Raw genomic sequence first — 14,808 nt, 5'->3', positions numbered from 1 at the left:
AATAAGGATTTGGCTATATGGCATAATCGAGTTGCCTCTTGGCAAACGACGGTAAATCACCTATTGTCGTTGCCATGCAAACGACCCAATACAGCCAGGACGCCAACCTGCGTCCCCGACATTCGTCCTACTCCATCTATAAGCGCCTGGTCAATCTGGTGCTGGTGGTGGTTGCGGGCATTCTATGCATCAACCTGTGGCTGTTGAGTACCGACCAGGCGCTGCAATGGCACGACAAGCAAGCCAATCAATTGGGCCGTTCATTGGTGCAAATGGGCGCCCGTCAGTTGGTGCAGCCGCTGGCCGACAAAAACACTGACGCCCTGCAATTTGTCCTCAATAACCTCAACAGCGATCGCCATGTGCTGGGCGCCAGTCTGTACAATCATCAGGGTAGATTACTGCACAGCACCGACAAAGGTGTGTCATTGCTGACCAACTACAAACTGCGTCAGCAAGTACCTCTGGTGTTTGTCGAGCCCGTTCGTCGCGACAACCAAATCCTGGGTTATCTGCGGATCCTGTTGGATGAAGACCACGTGATGGCCCACCACCAGGCGTATCAACGTCAACTGGCTGAACAATTGCTGGTGTTTATGCTGCTGGCAGGCACAGCGGGCATGCTGGTCACGCGGATGTTTTACAAGTGGCGTTATCGTGACTTGCGTCGGGCAAAGGCCAGCGCAAAAGCCGGCTAAGGTTTTTCGTGGTGGCGTCAGCGATGTCTGCCAGCGACTCTGTGCGCAACGCTGCCAGACAGGTTGCAACCTCGGGCAGATAGCGTGGACGGTTAATCTGTCCTTGCTTGCCATTCAGCGGCATGTCCGGTGCATCTGTTTCCAATACCAGTGCCGACAAGGGTAGCGCACAAATCGTCTGCCGTGTTTTGTGCGCCCGAGGGTAGGTAATGGTTCCACCGACCCCAAGTAGAAAACCCAAATCCAGATACGTTTCAGCGTCCTGCAAACTGCCGGAGAAACCGTGAATGATTCCGCCACAATGCACCGGCCGCTGCTTTAGCTGGCGGATCAGGTCGTTGTGTGAGCGACGGTGATGCACAATGACCGGTCGTTGGTATTGGTTGGCCAGTTCACATTGCTGCTCAAACATCGCCACCTGTAGCGCCCAGTCCACATCGATGTGCCTGTCCAGGCCAATTTCACCCACGGCCAGGATCTCAGGGTGCTGGTCGAGCAAAGATGCCAGTTGCGGCAACGCAGACGGGCTTTGGGGAGTGAGAAAGTACGGATGGCAGCCCAGACCAATGCCAATCGCTTCATGGGTCTTGGTCAGCGTTAATTGCCGTTGCCAACCGTCTGGCACCGTACCAGGGATAAACACATGGGAAACACCGAGACGCTGACAGGCTTGGAGCTCCTGGTCAAGGCCATCGGCAAAAACGGCAAAATCCAGATGACAGTGGCTGTCAATCACGGCATTAATCGTTCAATCTGCCAGTCTGAAGCTGTGCGGCTATACACAAAGCGGTTGTGCAGGCGATGCTCCCCCCCTTGCCAGAATTCAATCTCGTGAGGAATAACGCGGAAACCGCCCCAAAACTTGGGCAATGGCACGTCACCATCGGCAAAACGTTGTTTAACTTCCTGGAATTTGCTCAGCAATAACTGCCGGGTCGATATGGGGCGGCTTTGCTGAGAAGCCCACGCTGCCAATTGACTCTCCCGTGGTCGGGACAGAAAATAGCTGGTCACTTCAGCCAGCGACAGCGCATGGGCCGTGCCACAGACCTTGACCTGGCGTTCCATGAAGTGCCATGGAAAATGCAGGGATATCTTCGGGTTCGCGACAAGTTCCTGTGCCTTGCGACTCTCAAGGTTGGTGTAGAACACAAACCCGCCTTTGGACACATCTTTAAGCAACACAATGCGTTGCGACGGCTGACCGGTTGTATCCACCGTGGCAATGGTCATGGCAGTGGGATCGGGAATGCCGGTATCGATGACGGTTTTCAGCCATTGATCGAACTGAATAAACGGATCGGGGTGCAAATCCTCCCGTCGCAACTCTCCCTGACGGTACTCTCGACGGATATCCTGAATGCGCGTCATTCAAACACCTCCTGCAAACCACATTGTCGGTTTCTACTGCTTAATCGTTTTCACCGTAGCCAAGACTGCGCAAGGCACGCTCATCATCGGCCCAACCTTGCTTCACTTTCACCCATAATTCCAGGAACACCTTGTTGTCGAACAGGTTTTCCATGTCCTTGCGGGCTTCGGCGCCGATGGTTTTGAGTCGTGAGCCACCTTTGCCGATGATCATCCGCTTTTGCGTCTCTCGCTCCACCAGGATCAGGCCGTTAATGCGGTACACCCCATTATCAGCCAGCACAAATTGCTCTATCTCAACGGTTACCGAGTAAGGCAATTCATCGCCAGTGTAGCGCATCAACTTTTCACGGATGATTTCCGATGCCATGAAACGGCTGGATCGATCGGTGATGTAATCTTCGGGAAAGTAAAATTCACTCTCCGGCAAACCATTACGAACCAGCTCACGCAACGGTTCAACACCTTTGCCGGTCTTGGCGCAAATCGGCACAATGTGTTCAAAATTGTGTTGCTGGTTTAACCATTGCAAGTGGGTAAGCAGTTGCTCCTGATCTTTCACATGATCGGTTTTATTGACCACAATCCAACAGGGCAATCCGGCGCCTTTCACTTTGTCCAGAACCATCTGGTCGTCGTCCGTCCAGCGGGTACCCTCAACCACCATCAACACCAGACCAACCTCGGCCAGCGAGCTTGAGGCGGCACGGTTCATTAGCTTGTTGATGGCGCGCTTTTCTTCCGCGTGCAAACCGGGGGTATCCACATAAATGGCCTGGTAATCCCCTTCGGTATCAATACCCATGATCCGGTGGCGCGTTGTTTGCGGCTTACGGGAAGTGATACTGACCTTCTGACCGAGCAAACGGTTTAACAACGTGGATTTGCCCACGTTCGGGCGACCGACGATGGCCACCATGCCGCAATGTTGTTTAGTTTCCATGTTGTAGCTGCTCCAGTGCTTGGCGCGCAGCAACCTGTTCGGCTTTGCGGCGAGAACTTCCACGTCCGTTTACCGGCCCCTCAAGGCCCGTTACGTGACAAGCGATGTCAAAGGTTTGATCATGATCTTTGCCACTGATATTGACTACCTGATAGTCTGGCAGCGGCAACTTACGCGCCTGCAAATACTCTTGCAAACGGGTTTTATCATCTTTTAGCTGGCGGTCGGGATCCAACTGGCTGATGCGCGAAGCGAACCAGTCCAGCACCAGAGGCTCGCACACCTCCAGGCCTGCTTCGAGGTAAATGGCACCGATAATCGCCTCTACCGCATCGGCGAGAATCGAGCTGCGTCGGAAGCCGCCGCTTTTTAATTCACCCGGCCCAAGGCGCAATAAATCGCCCAGCTTGAATTCTTTGCCCAGCTTGGCCAGGGTTTCCCCTTTCACCAGACTGGCGCGCATGCGTGTCAGGTTGCCTTCGGGCTGCTTGGGGAAGCGCTCGAACAACGCGCGGGCAATGACCATGCCCAATACGGCATCGCCGAGAAACTCCAGTCGTTCATTGTGCTTTTTGCTGGCGCTGCGGTGCGTGAGGGCACGTTCAAGCATGGCCTCGTTATCAAAGGTATAGCCGATCTTGTTGTACAGCGCCCGGTAATCAGTTGCTCCGGTCATCTATTCAATGCCACCAATGCGGTTGAAGCGCACGCCGGTGGGTACCCAGCTTGGTAACCAGCTGTCTGCGCCCCGTTCAAACTCAAAACTGATCCAAATGGCAACCGCCTTACCGACCAGATTGTCATCGGGCACAAAACCCCAGTAGCGACTGTCTTCACTGTTGTCACGGTTGTCTCCCATCACAAAGTATTCGCCTTCGGGCACAATCCATTCGTTACTTTGGGTGCCTCGCTGCGGGAAATACAGTGCCGCATTACTGATACGGTCAGGATTTCGCAACAGGTCGTGATTGACCTCGCCCAGTTGTTCACTGAAACGCATCAGGGGTACACCGTTTTGGATCCATTCCCCGCGCTGCACAAACTGCTGGCTGACCGGTGCCAACGGTGGGCAGTTGGTCTGGCCATCACAGGCGGGTTTGATGAATATCTGTTTATTCTTGTACACCACCGTGTCACCCGGCAAGCCTACGACCCGCTTGATGTAATCGAGGTTGGGCTGCTTGGGGTATTTGAACACCACGATGTCGCCCCGCTGTGGCGTACCGGTTTCGATAAATTTGTGCCGTGCCACCGGGTCTTTCAGACCGTAGGAAAATTTTTCCACCAGAATAAAGTCGCCCACCAGCAATGTGGGCATCATGCTGCCGGAAGGGATCTGGAAGGGCTCATATAAAAACGAGCGTAACACCAGTACAAAAGCAATAACCGGAAAGATCTGCTGTGCCGTATCGACCACGTAAGGCAAGGGTGGCTCACCCACTGCCGCCGCCTGAACATCATTCTCACTCTGGATGTGGGCAAATCGAGCCTTACGCTTTGGTGCAAACCACAATGCGTCTGCCAACCAGATAAGGCCACTGCCTACGGTTAACAGAACCAGAAAAATCGAGAAATAATTGGCCATTACTTTCCTACCTTGAGTATGGCTAAAAACGCGTCCTGCGGCAGTTCCACGTTGCCGACCTGCTTCATACGTTTTTTACCTTCTTTTTGTTTTTGCAAAAGCTTTTTCTTACGACTGACATCACCACCATAACATTTGGCGATAACGTTTTTACGCAATTGTTTGACCGTGCTACGGGCAATAACGTGGTTGCCAATCGCAGCCTGAATCGCGATATCAAACATCTGGCGCGGGATCAGTTCGCGCAGTTTTTCGACCAGTTCACGGCCACGGCCCTGGGCGTTGTCCCGGTGGGTGATGACTGCCAGCGCATCCACCCGCTCACCGTTGATCAGAATGTCCAGACGCACCATGTCAGCGGCCTGGAACTTCTTGAAATTATAGTCCAGCGACGCAAATCCCCGACTGGTGGATTTCAGACGGTCGAAAAAGTCCAACACCACTTCTGCCATCGGGATCTCATAGGTTACCGCAACCTGTTTACCGTGGTATTGCATGTTGGTCTGCATCCCGCGCTTCTCAACACACAAGGTGATGACATTGCCCAGGTAGTCCTGTGGCACCAGAATATGGGCTTCAACGATTGGCTCACGGATCTGCTCAATATCATTCACCGGCGGCAGGTTTGACGGGTTATCAACCGTGACGGTTTCCCCTTTGGTGGTTACCACTTCGTAGACTACCGTGGGTGCCGTGGTGATCAAATCCAGGTCATATTCCCGCTCCAGACGTTCCTGAATGATCTCCATGTGCAACATGCCCAGGAAACCAATCCGAAAGCCAAAGCCCAACGCTGCTGAGCTTTCAGGCTCATAAAACAACGAGGCGTCATTCAGGCTCAACTTGGACAAGGCGTCACGGAAATCTTCATAGTCATCCGAGCTGACCGGGAACAGGCCGGCATAAACCTGCGGTTTTACTTTTTTAAAGCCGGGGAGCTGTGCATCGGCGGGGTTTTTCGCCAGGGTGATGGTATCCCCTACCGGCGCCCCGTGAATGTCTTTGATCCCCGCAATGATGTAACCCACCTCGCCGGCTTTCAGCGTGCCGGTATTGGTTTGTTTGGGCGTAAAGATGCCAACATTGTCGACCTGGTGAACCTGACCATTGGACATGATCTTGATTTTGTCTTTGTCGGACAACTGCCCCTGCATGACCCGCACTAGTGACACAACGCCTTGGTAATTGTCGAACCACGAATCCACAATCAACGCTTTCAGCGGCGCATCAACATCCCCTTCCGGCGGCGGAATGCGATTGACGATAACTTCCAGCACATCTTCGATACCCACACCGGTTTTCGCCGAGCAGCGCACCGCGTCGATGGCATCAATGCCCACGATGTCTTCGATTTCTTCCGCCACACGTTCAGGCTCAGCCTGGGGCAAATCAATCTTGTTCAGAATGGGAACCACTTCCATGTCCATATCAATGGCGGTGTAACAGTTGGCCAGCGTCTGTGCTTCTACGCCCTGTCCGGCATCCACCACCAGCAGCGCACCCTCACAGGCAGCCAGGGACCGGGAAACTTCATAGGTAAAGTCAACGTGTCCGGGGGTATCGATGAAATTCAACTGATAGGTTTCACCGTCTTTGGCCGTGTATTGCAAGGTCACGCTCTGGGCCTTGATGGTAATACCACGTTCCCGCTCCAAATCCATCGAGTCGAGCACCTGTGCAGCCATCTCGCGATCGGTCAAACCACCACAATGCTGAATCAGGCGATCGGACAATGTGGATTTGCCGTGATCGATGTGGGCGATGATCGAAAAGTTACGTATGTGCTTGTGTTGCATAGTGATTTAAAATCTACCTGGTGCTTGGGCATTTCAGTGGCGCTCTTGGCAGCCTGATACTGAACGTGCAATTGCTGAAAAATTGGCGGGATTTTACAGGTTTGTAGACGGTTTTGCGACTGACTTTGCGTAAATCCTTACGGTTTCCACCGTTAACCGGGGCCATCAGGAAGGTGACGGATGGGAATTGACGACCCATCGCTCGGCAGAATGGCCAGCAAACGGGGATGATAAGCGTCCTCGCCGGGCTTCTCGAACATGCGCCGTAAGGTGACAAAACTGGCCAGGCCGGTTAACAAACAGGCTCCAACCAACCACAGTTCATTTTCAATCCCCATCGATGTCATCAGCCATTGGCCGGTCAGCGCGGTGGCAATGAGCACCGCCAAGGGTATCAGGTACATCAGTGCCGACGCTTTGACCAACTGCTGTTCCGGGATCCCCAACTTCACTTTCTGACCCACTTCAGCAGGCTCGCGACAGCGTAAAATGAGGGTGTCCTTCTTCGGCGCAAACGCTTTTGCGACAGCGCCTGTGCCACAGGAGCTTTGTGCTTCACAACTCCCGCAGGTGGTTTTAATTTCGGTTTCAACCCAGATATGGTCGTTGTCGACCCGGGATATCTGTCCAATCTCTTCTATCATGGCGTCACCAGTTTCACCGACGCCGCAATGGCATTGGCCGTCTGTGCCGGCAATTTGCCAATCACCGTCACATGGGCATCACCCTGACGACGGGACAAAAAAGTATCTGATTCATGACGCAACAGAACGTCTTCGGTTACCCTCGACGCACTGGCCGGTTGCAGGTAAATGGAAATATCCACGATGCCATCACTCAACATCACATATTCCACCACATCGCCGGTGATCGGCAGACGGTGCACATCCCATTTAACCAGTTGCATGCCGGTCGGCATGAAATCGATTTGCCATTGATGGCTGCTCCGTGGCGAGGGTGGGAAGGTCACCACTTCGGGTAATTTGGCCAGTTCAATACGGGAAAAATAATCATCAGCTTCAGCCGTAACGTCCAGTGCAGTGACCTGGATCTGTTCCAGCAACTGCCCTTGCAGATCAACCCGGTTCATTTTCAATGGCAAGCCGGTTTCCTGATCCAGCCACAAATTCAGGCCAAAACGGCTTTTGTCGCGACTGACGACACGTAATTGCTGGGCGGCTCGGCCTGATACCCGGCTACGGCCGACCAACATAAATTCGTAGCTGCCACTGAGTTGCAACGGATCCCGGAAGAAGGCCATCGGTAACGGCCCGTTGATGATGGTTGAACGCAAGGTGTACGGTGGCACATTGGGCTCGAAGTAACTCACTTCATTGCCCACACGCAGCACTTCCCGTCCCGGTCCATTGAGCAGGTTGAGCTGCTCCATGCTGGTACCGTCCGGGGCGATGCCGTGACGCCACAGATAGGGCTGGGCATTCATGCCAGGCTTCAGTAGCACAAAGGACATCTGATAATTCAACGACGTGAAGGCATTGGCCATTTTGGCCAACCAGGCTTCCGGACTATCGGAGGGATAAGAAGACACCGCGATGTCGGTGTCGGGTGTTTGGGACTGCGCCAACGTTGCAAAGGATGCAACGAGACCGCCGCTGAGACAACAAACGGCAGTCCAAACACGTAACGATTTATTCAGGTTGATCTTCACTGGCTTGCGCTGGTTGCTCCTGTGCTTGCTGCTCATCAGCAACCGGCTCAATAGTACGCAACTGCATCTGCTGACGATGATCATTCAAAAAGGCATTGATGCGACGACGCTGCTCCAGCATATCCGTCTGTTGCAACGGACGGGTTTGCTCCAGGCTGACCGGCGACATTCCGCCCTGTACACCTGGCAACTGAGGCTGGGTCGTATTGAAGGGTTCGGTCGGATCCTGGGTGTTGATTTGCTGCACCCCAAGTACCATCGCCACGGCAACCGATGCTGCAATCGCAAACTGCCCACCCTGACGGGCCAGCGGTAAGACCTGGGCAACCACTGGCAGGTCCTGCCAACGGCGTTGTTTCGGCGCTAATACCGTCGCTTCTTCATTCAGTGCGGCAGCAACCTGCGCGCTGATATCAAATTGACCGTTAGGTGGCAGTTCCTTGCGTAACCCCTGACGGATCAAGTGGTAACGCTGCCATTTTGCGGCCAACTCAGCGTCCTGGCTTACGGCATCGATCAAACCATCGTCATGCTGTTCGCCATCAATGAGCGCTGATAAATTTTCATGCTGTTGCGACATACAAGGTTCCTGAATTCACACTGTCTCGTTTTTGGTGATACAACGCCTTAACGTTGTAGCAGGGGTTGCACCACTTTATCAATGGCTTCCCGCGCCCTGAAAATCCTTGAACGTACGGTACCCACAGGGCAATCCATCACGTTCGCGATTTCTTCGTAACTCAACCCTTCGATTTCACGCAATGTTATCGCCATACGCAAATCTTCCGGTAACTGCTCTACGGTGTCAAACAACACTTTTTCAAGCTGTTTGGACATCAGACTCTGTTCCGGCGAGTTTTGTTCCTTCAACGCATCACTGCCGTCATAATATTCGGCTTCTTCCGCGTCTACATCATTGGCGGGCGGCTTACGCCCCTGTGACACCAGGTAATTCTTCGCGCTGTTGACCGCAATGCGGTACAGCCACGTATAAAAAGCGCTTTCACCACGGAAATTGGGCAATGCCCTGTATGCCTTGATAAACGCTTCCTGGGTAACATCTGCCACGTCACCAGAATTCTTTACATACCGTGAAACCAAATGCCCGACTTTATGCTGGTATTTGGTGACCAACAGGTTAAACGCATTTTTGTCCCCCTGTTGGACTTTTTCCACGATCTGTTGATCAGTCAACTGCTCGCTCATTCGAGCCAATACTCCTTATCTACATCTACTTTGGCTCATGCAAGCTCCTTAGTAGACTTTACCCTGTGGCAAAAGTTCGATGATACGCCAATTTTTATTGAAAATAATCTTCCAACGGCGATAAATCCTGATGTGTGGGCGGTTGTACGTCACCACAACCCCTGGCTTCGCGGTGGTTTTTAATCGATGAATACGCACCATTGGCGCTAAAAATAGTGCTAATGACGTTTTTTTCCACCCTGTTGCGGCGATTTATTGTGTTTTCACTGCTTCAGGGTTTAGTATGGCGCCCATCCCCGCTTGTGAGTTAATGAACGTTCCCTATGAGTGCACACGTTGAACACCGTTGTGATGTCCTGGTGATAGGCAGTGGTGCTGCCGGATTAAGCCTCGCACTAAAGCTGGCCGATCACTATCAGGTCATTGTGCTGAGCAAAAGTGATGTGTCCGAAGGCTCAACCCGTTATGCCCAGGGCGGTATTGCGGCGGTGTTCGATGAAGATGACTCGATTGAAGCCCATGTGCAGGACACCCTGGCCGCTGGGGCGGGTCTGTGCGATCCGCAAACCGTAGCCTATACGGCAGCCAAAGCCAAAGAATGCATGCAGTGGTTGATCAACTTCGGGGTACCGTTTGACAAAGAACAGGATGAGCAGGGCAACAGCCGCTATCACCTGACCCGCGAAGGTGGCCACAGCCATCGTCGTATTCTGCACGCTGCGGATGCCACCGGCGCTGCGGTGCAAACCACCTTGTGTGAAGCGGTGCGACAACACCCGAACATCCATTTGTTTGAACGTTATAACGCCATTGACCTGATCAAAGCCAAGCATCAACCCAACCAATGTCTCGGCGCTTACGTCTGGAACCGCAATAAAGAACACGTAGAAGTCATTCGCAGTCGCTTTACTGCGCTGGCCAGTGGTGGTGCCAGCAAGGTGTATCAATACACGTCGAATCCGGATGTCTCCAGTGGTGACGGCATTGCCATGGCGTGGCGGGCAGGTTGCTCGGTGGCCAATATGGAATTCAATCAATTCCATCCCACCTGCCTGTTCCACCCGGAAGCCCGCAACTTCCTCATCACCGAGGCGTTGCGCGGTGAAGGTGCATTCCTGTGCCATGCCGACGGAACACGCTTCATGCACAAGTTTGACGAGCGTGGCGATCTGGCGCCCCGGGATATTGTCGCCCGCGCCATCGACTTTGAAATGAAACGCCTGGGGGCGGACTGTATGTACCTCGACATCAGTCACAAACCGGCTGACTTCATCGTGAAGCATTTCCCCAATATTTACCGCAAGTGCCGTTCGTTAGGTATCGATATCACCCGCCAACCCATCCCGGTGGTGCCGGCCGCACACTATTCCTGCGGCGGCGTGGTCACCGATTTTGATGCCCGCACCGATTTGGACAATCTGTACGCCGTTGGCGAGGTTGCCTATACCGGCTTGCACGGCGCCAACCGTATGGCCAGTAATTCGCTGTTGGAATGCGTGGTGTTTGCCCACGCCGCGGCCGAGCACATCCTTGGCCGGCGAGAGGACGCGCTGTTGGATGAAGCCATCCCGGCCTGGGATGAAAGCCAGGTTATCAACTCGGATGAGGAAGTCATCATTCAGCATAACTGGCACGAGCTGCGCCTGTTTATGTGGGACTATGTCGGCATCGTGCGCACCAACAAGCGCCTGGAAAGGGCCATGCGGCGAATAGACCTGTTGCAACAGGAAATCCACGAATACTATGCCAACTTCCGGGTCAGTAATAACCTGCTGGAACTGCGTAATCTGGTCACGGTGGCGGAGTTGATCGTGCGCTGCGCGATGCAACGAAAAGAAAGCCGTGGCCTGCACTACAATCTGGACTATCCGGACACACTGGACACTGCCACCCCTTCCGTTTTGCCGGGTAAAAATACCCCGTCCCGTTAGTCCCTGGATTGCCACTGGCGGTGCAATATCACTCTGGACAAACGGCGCCAATCGGTATCACTGCATTGCGTTTGACGGATAAAACACCAGCGGCGTTGCTGGCCCCGGCGCAAGTGCAACCAGACACACCCTTTCAGTCGCAGGCTGGCACAACCGATGTGCCATACCTGCTGGTGCGGGACCCCTTCCAGCCAATCGCCATTTTCACCCAGCGTGATGTGACGACGATGTCGTTGCGGTGAATAAAAAAACACGGTCCAAAGCCCGCTGATCAACCCAATCACCAGCATGGCGGGCGCACTGTAGTGCTGCCATCCGGGCTGCCAGGTCAACGGCGAAAGGGTGGCCAGGACGCTGAACACTCCGGCCAGGGCATAGGGAGATGAGGTGGGTTCAATCCTCAGGATATACTTTGACACGGTCACGGATCAGCGCCACCATCGACGCCAGCTCAGGATCGTCGCATTGCTGATGACCCATAAACCAGGCAAACAAATCCGGATCATCACAGGTCAACAGGCGCTCAAACAGCTCTTTTTGTGGCTCATCCAGTTGGTCAAATGCCTCTTCCACGAACGGCATAAACAGGACGTCCAGCTCCAGCATTCCCCGTCGGCAGGCCCACTTCAGTCGCGCCAGGCGTTGTTTTGTAAACATGCATTACCTCTGTGTTTTACGCCCCCGTTACACACACTGCAGGGACATCGATGACACCATATCACCGCGGGCAATAGTATCATTGTCTGAAGACTTGTTTCTACTGGCCTTGCCCCCATATCCTTGAGCAAACCGATCAAAAGGACAGTTTATGGAACTCCCCGCCAGCGCAGCACAATGCCCACAAGACGGCACCGTTCCCTTGCAGGACATCGGCATCATCGCAGTAACAGGCCCTGATGCCAGCAAATACCTTCAGGGTCAGCTCACCATTGACGTCAACCGCCTCGACCTTAACAGCGCCCGTTTCGGCGCCCATTGTGATTTCAAAGGCAAGAGCTGGGCGGTATTCCTGTGTCTGACACACGGCGAGGGGTTCCTGCTGATGACGCCGCGCAGCGGCCTTGACGGGTCGCTGGCTGAACTGAAAAAGTACGGCGTTTTCAGTCAGGTAGAGATTGAAGATGCCAGTGATCAATGGCAAGTGCTGGGGCTGTTTGGCGAAGGGCCTTTACACGCTGCCGCCGAGCAATTCGGTACACTGTCGGAACAGCATCTGGGTGTTTGCCGCCAGGACAACGGCATTGCCGTGACCCTGCAATCCCCACAGCAACGGGCGTTGGTCCTGCTGCCGGCCGGACACTCCGGATTCGCGGTGCCACAGCCACAACTGCGCGCGGTGTGGGAAATGATGGACATTCAATCCGGCATTGCCAACATCCAACAGGCCACCAGCAATGCCTTTGTGCCGCAGATGCTCAACGTGCAAGCCATTGACGGCATCGATTTTGACAAAGGCTGTTATATGGGCCAGGAAGTGGTCGCTCGAACCAAGTACCTCGGCAAGAACAAGCGCGCAGCGTTTGTTCTTTGTGGTGAACAGGCCAGCGACCTCGCCCCGGGTGACAATCTTGAAATGCAAGCCGGTGATAACTGGCGCCGGGCCGGTACTGCACTGCGGGTCGCAACGCTGGGCCAACAAACCTGGTGCCTGGCGGTACTGCCCAACGATCTTGAGCAAGGGGCACTGTTACGCAGCAAAGAACAGCCTGAAGCGGTTTTCACGGTTCAGCCTTTGCCCTATTCGCTCGAATGAGTCACACTTGATGGATGAGCCAGCAGGCTCATCCGCTTTATTTCGCAAACCAGCAACAGGATTTACAATGACCATAACCGACAACACTGTCGTCACCCTCCACTTTACCGTCAGCACCACCGATGGCACCCAGATTGACACCTCTCGGGACGGCGACCCGATGGTTCACCTGCAAGGCAGCCGCTATCTGATCAAAGGCCTGGAAGATGCCCTCAACGGCAAACAAACCGGCGATAAGTTTGAACTGGATGTTGAGCCAGAGGACGCCTATGGCCTGCGCTATGATGAACTGGTGCAAATGGTGCCGAAAAGCATGTTTGAAGGCATGGAGGTTGAAGTCGGTATGACCTTCAGAGCGACCACCGACGAAGGTGAACAGTCAGTCATGGTGATCGATGAAACCGATGACGAAGTGGTGATTGATGGCAATCACCCACTGGCGGGCGTTGCGTTGCACTTTGAGGTAGAAATTCTCGATGTGCGCGATGCCACCGAAGAAGAAATTGCCCACGGTCACCCCCATGGTCCCCAGGGTTGCGGGCACGCCCACTAACCCCATAAAACGGAGCGCGAACGCCTCACCGGTGTTCGCGTCCTTTGTTGTTTAAACCGCCTCTTCGTTTTCCTCGCCCGTGCGGATTCGGATAACGCGTTCCACGTCATACACAAAGATCTTACCGTCACCGATTTTACCAGTCTGGGCGGTTTTCATGATGGCCTCAATGGCCAGTTCCGCCTGATCCGTTGGCAACACGATCTCAAGCTTCATTTTGGGCAGAAAGTCGACCTGATACTCGGCACCGCGGTACAATTCAGTGTGCCCCTTCTGGCGGCCAAACCCTTTCACTTCGGTCACCGTCATGCCAGCCACACCGACCTCGGCCAACGCTTCGCGAACGTCATCCATTTTGAACGGTTTGATGATTGCTTCAATTTTTTTCATCACTGGGCATCCTCGTCATCGTATAAAGTTGGAATTGGTACACGTTTGTGCTGCGTGATGTTGTAGATGTACAACAAACGCTCCACCACATCCGCTTCAACCGGCTTACCTTCCAGAAAATCATCAATCTGATCATAGGTCATGCCCAACGCCTGCTCATCTTCTTTTTGCGGCGACAGGGATTCCAGATCAGCGGTTGGCGCCTTGTGCACCAGTTGCTGAGGCGCACCGAGATGGGTGGCTATCTGCCGCACCTGACGCTTGCTCAAGCCGAACAGTGGCGCCAGGTCACAGGCGCCATCACCGTACTTGGTGTAAAAACCGGTGATGTTCTCGGCACTGTGATCGGTACCCAGCACCAAGCCGTCGAGCATCCCGGCGATTTCATATTGGATCACCATCCGGGTACGGGCTTTAACGTTACCTTTAACGAAATCCTGTTTACCGGCATCGTCAGGCAACAAGCCTGCACCGGCCAGCGCGCGGGTGGTTTCATTGTGGATCGCATCGGCACCCGGTTGCACATTCACCGTGATCGACTGGCTTGGGGCGATAAAATCAACTGCCAACTGAGCATCCGCTTCATCAGCCTGAACCTGATAGGGTAAACGAACAGCAACAAACTGATAGCGCTCATGGTGCTCCTGGTTTAACTCTTCGACCGCCAATTGCGCCAAACGTCCCAGGGTGCACGAATCGATACCACCACTGATCCCCAGCACCAGTGTATTGAGCCCTGAGCGTTTCAACTGTGATTTAATAAAACTGACCCGTCGAGCCACTTCGTACTCAACATCAATTTCCGGCAATACGCGCATTTCGTCGATGACGTGTTGCTTGTTCATGCTCCCTCGCTTATGTTTGGATAGTGTCCCGTATGATAAAAAAAATTCCGTCACAATGCCGCTTTTTC

At 53.8% G+C, this 14,808-nt stretch carries 18 protein-coding genes; 4 read left to right on the top strand and 14 right to left on the bottom strand.

Annotated elements, in window-relative coordinates:
• Positions 1-74: 74 nt before the first annotated feature.
• Complete coding sequence (locus tag LJ739_RS00445; protein WP_229156628.1) at positions 75-698, top strand: AhpA/YtjB family protein; 624 nt, start codon at positions 75-77, stop codon at positions 696-698.
• On the opposite strand, the gene LJ739_RS00440 is transcribed toward LJ739_RS00445, so the two are convergent.
• The 10 genes from LJ739_RS00440 to rpoE all read right to left on the bottom strand — a co-directional run bounded on the left by LJ739_RS00440 (position 628) and on the right by rpoE (position 9,268).
• Positions 628-1,434 (bottom strand): TatD family hydrolase, encoded by an 807-nt coding sequence (locus LJ739_RS00440; RefSeq protein ID WP_229156627.1) that lies wholly within the window; start codon positions 1,432-1,434, stop codon positions 628-630. The genes LJ739_RS00445 and LJ739_RS00440 overlap by 71 nt on opposite strands.
• The gene (gene pdxH / locus LJ739_RS00435) at positions 1,431-2,069 is read right to left on the bottom strand and encodes a pyridoxamine 5'-phosphate oxidase (RefSeq protein ID WP_229156626.1); all 639 of its coding nucleotides are present in this window, start codon (positions 2,067-2,069) and stop codon (positions 1,431-1,433) included. The genes LJ739_RS00440 and pdxH overlap by 4 nt, the downstream gene beginning before the upstream one ends.
• 40 nt (positions 2,070-2,109) lie before the next feature.
• A complete protein-coding gene (gene era, locus LJ739_RS00430) occupies positions 2,110-3,012 on the bottom strand; it encodes a GTPase Era (RefSeq protein WP_229156625.1) in 903 nt (300 codons plus the stop codon).
• On the bottom strand, positions 3,002-3,688 hold the full coding sequence (gene rnc, locus LJ739_RS00425) for a ribonuclease III (RefSeq protein WP_229156624.1): 687 nt from the start codon (positions 3,686-3,688) through the stop codon (positions 3,002-3,004). Before rnc ends, era begins: the two co-directional genes overlap by 11 nt.
• Entirely contained in the window at positions 3,689-4,597 is a 909-nt protein-coding gene (gene lepB, locus LJ739_RS00420; protein WP_229156623.1) for a signal peptidase I, read from the bottom strand.
• Positions 4,597-6,393: a translation elongation factor 4 gene (gene lepA, locus LJ739_RS00415; RefSeq protein ID WP_229156622.1), complete on the bottom strand. Its 1,797-nt coding sequence runs from the start codon at positions 6,391-6,393 to the stop codon at positions 4,597-4,599. Before lepA ends, lepB begins: the two co-directional genes overlap by 1 nt.
• Before the next feature lie 152 nt (positions 6,394-6,545).
• Positions 6,546-7,037: a SoxR reducing system RseC family protein gene (locus LJ739_RS00410; protein ID WP_229156621.1), complete on the bottom strand. Its 492-nt coding sequence runs from the start codon at positions 7,035-7,037 to the stop codon at positions 6,546-6,548.
• Positions 7,034-8,098: a MucB/RseB C-terminal domain-containing protein gene (locus tag LJ739_RS00405; RefSeq protein ID WP_229156620.1), complete on the bottom strand. Its 1,065-nt coding sequence runs from the start codon at positions 8,096-8,098 to the stop codon at positions 7,034-7,036. The genes LJ739_RS00410 and LJ739_RS00405 overlap by 4 nt, the downstream gene beginning before the upstream one ends.
• Complete coding sequence (locus tag LJ739_RS00400; RefSeq protein WP_229156619.1) at positions 8,043-8,642, bottom strand: sigma-E factor negative regulatory protein; 600 nt, start codon at positions 8,640-8,642, stop codon at positions 8,043-8,045. The genes LJ739_RS00405 and LJ739_RS00400 overlap by 56 nt, the downstream gene beginning before the upstream one ends.
• Positions 8,643-8,689: 47 nt before the next feature.
• Entirely contained in the window at positions 8,690-9,268 is a 579-nt protein-coding gene (gene rpoE, locus LJ739_RS00395) for an RNA polymerase sigma factor RpoE (RefSeq protein ID WP_229156618.1), read from the bottom strand.
• A gap of 323 nt (positions 9,269-9,591) precedes the next feature.
• Between rpoE and nadB the strand changes: the two genes are divergently transcribed.
• Positions 9,592-11,199 carry an L-aspartate oxidase gene (nadB, locus tag LJ739_RS00390; protein ID WP_229156617.1) on the top strand — a complete coding sequence of 536 codons (1,608 nt, stop codon included), beginning with the start codon at positions 9,592-9,594 and terminating at the stop codon, positions 11,197-11,199.
• On the opposite strand, the gene LJ739_RS00385 is transcribed toward nadB, so the two are convergent.
• A complete protein-coding gene (locus LJ739_RS00385; protein WP_229156616.1) occupies positions 11,196-11,624 on the bottom strand; it encodes a protein YgfX in 429 nt (142 codons plus the stop codon). The genes nadB and LJ739_RS00385 overlap by 4 nt on opposite strands.
• Complete coding sequence (locus LJ739_RS00380; protein ID WP_229156615.1) at positions 11,593-11,856, bottom strand: FAD assembly factor SdhE; 264 nt, start codon at positions 11,854-11,856, stop codon at positions 11,593-11,595. Before LJ739_RS00380 ends, LJ739_RS00385 begins: the two co-directional genes overlap by 32 nt.
• A 151-nt stretch (positions 11,857-12,007) precedes the next feature.
• On the opposite strand from LJ739_RS00380, the gene ygfZ reads away from it, so the two are divergent.
• Together ygfZ and LJ739_RS00370 are read left to right on the top strand one after the other, a co-directional pair.
• Positions 12,008-12,952 carry a tRNA-modifying protein YgfZ gene (ygfZ, locus tag LJ739_RS00375; RefSeq protein ID WP_229156614.1) on the top strand — a complete coding sequence of 315 codons (945 nt, stop codon included), beginning with the start codon at positions 12,008-12,010 and terminating at the stop codon, positions 12,950-12,952.
• 67 nt (positions 12,953-13,019) lie between these two features.
• Positions 13,020-13,505, top strand: coding sequence for an FKBP-type peptidyl-prolyl cis-trans isomerase (locus LJ739_RS00370; protein ID WP_229156613.1), 486 nt, complete (start codon positions 13,020-13,022; stop codon positions 13,503-13,505).
• A 51-nt stretch (positions 13,506-13,556) separates the two neighbouring features.
• On the opposite strand, the gene glnB is transcribed toward LJ739_RS00370, so the two are convergent.
• Both glnB and nadE read right to left on the bottom strand, forming a co-directional pair.
• A complete protein-coding gene (glnB, locus tag LJ739_RS00365) occupies positions 13,557-13,895 on the bottom strand; it encodes a nitrogen regulatory protein P-II (protein ID WP_229156612.1) in 339 nt (112 codons plus the stop codon).
• Complete coding sequence (nadE, locus tag LJ739_RS00360; RefSeq protein WP_229156611.1) at positions 13,895-14,740, bottom strand: ammonia-dependent NAD(+) synthetase; 846 nt, start codon at positions 14,738-14,740, stop codon at positions 13,895-13,897. Before nadE ends, glnB begins: the two co-directional genes overlap by 1 nt.
• Between the last annotated feature and the right edge of the window lie 68 nt (positions 14,741-14,808).

The organism is Fluctibacter halophilus (assembly GCF_020687825.1).
Lineage (GTDB): Bacteria > Pseudomonadota > Gammaproteobacteria > Enterobacterales > Alteromonadaceae > Fluctibacter > Fluctibacter halophilus.
Note: the sequence above shows the minus strand (reverse complement) of the source record. Positions and strands in the feature narration are given on the sequence as shown.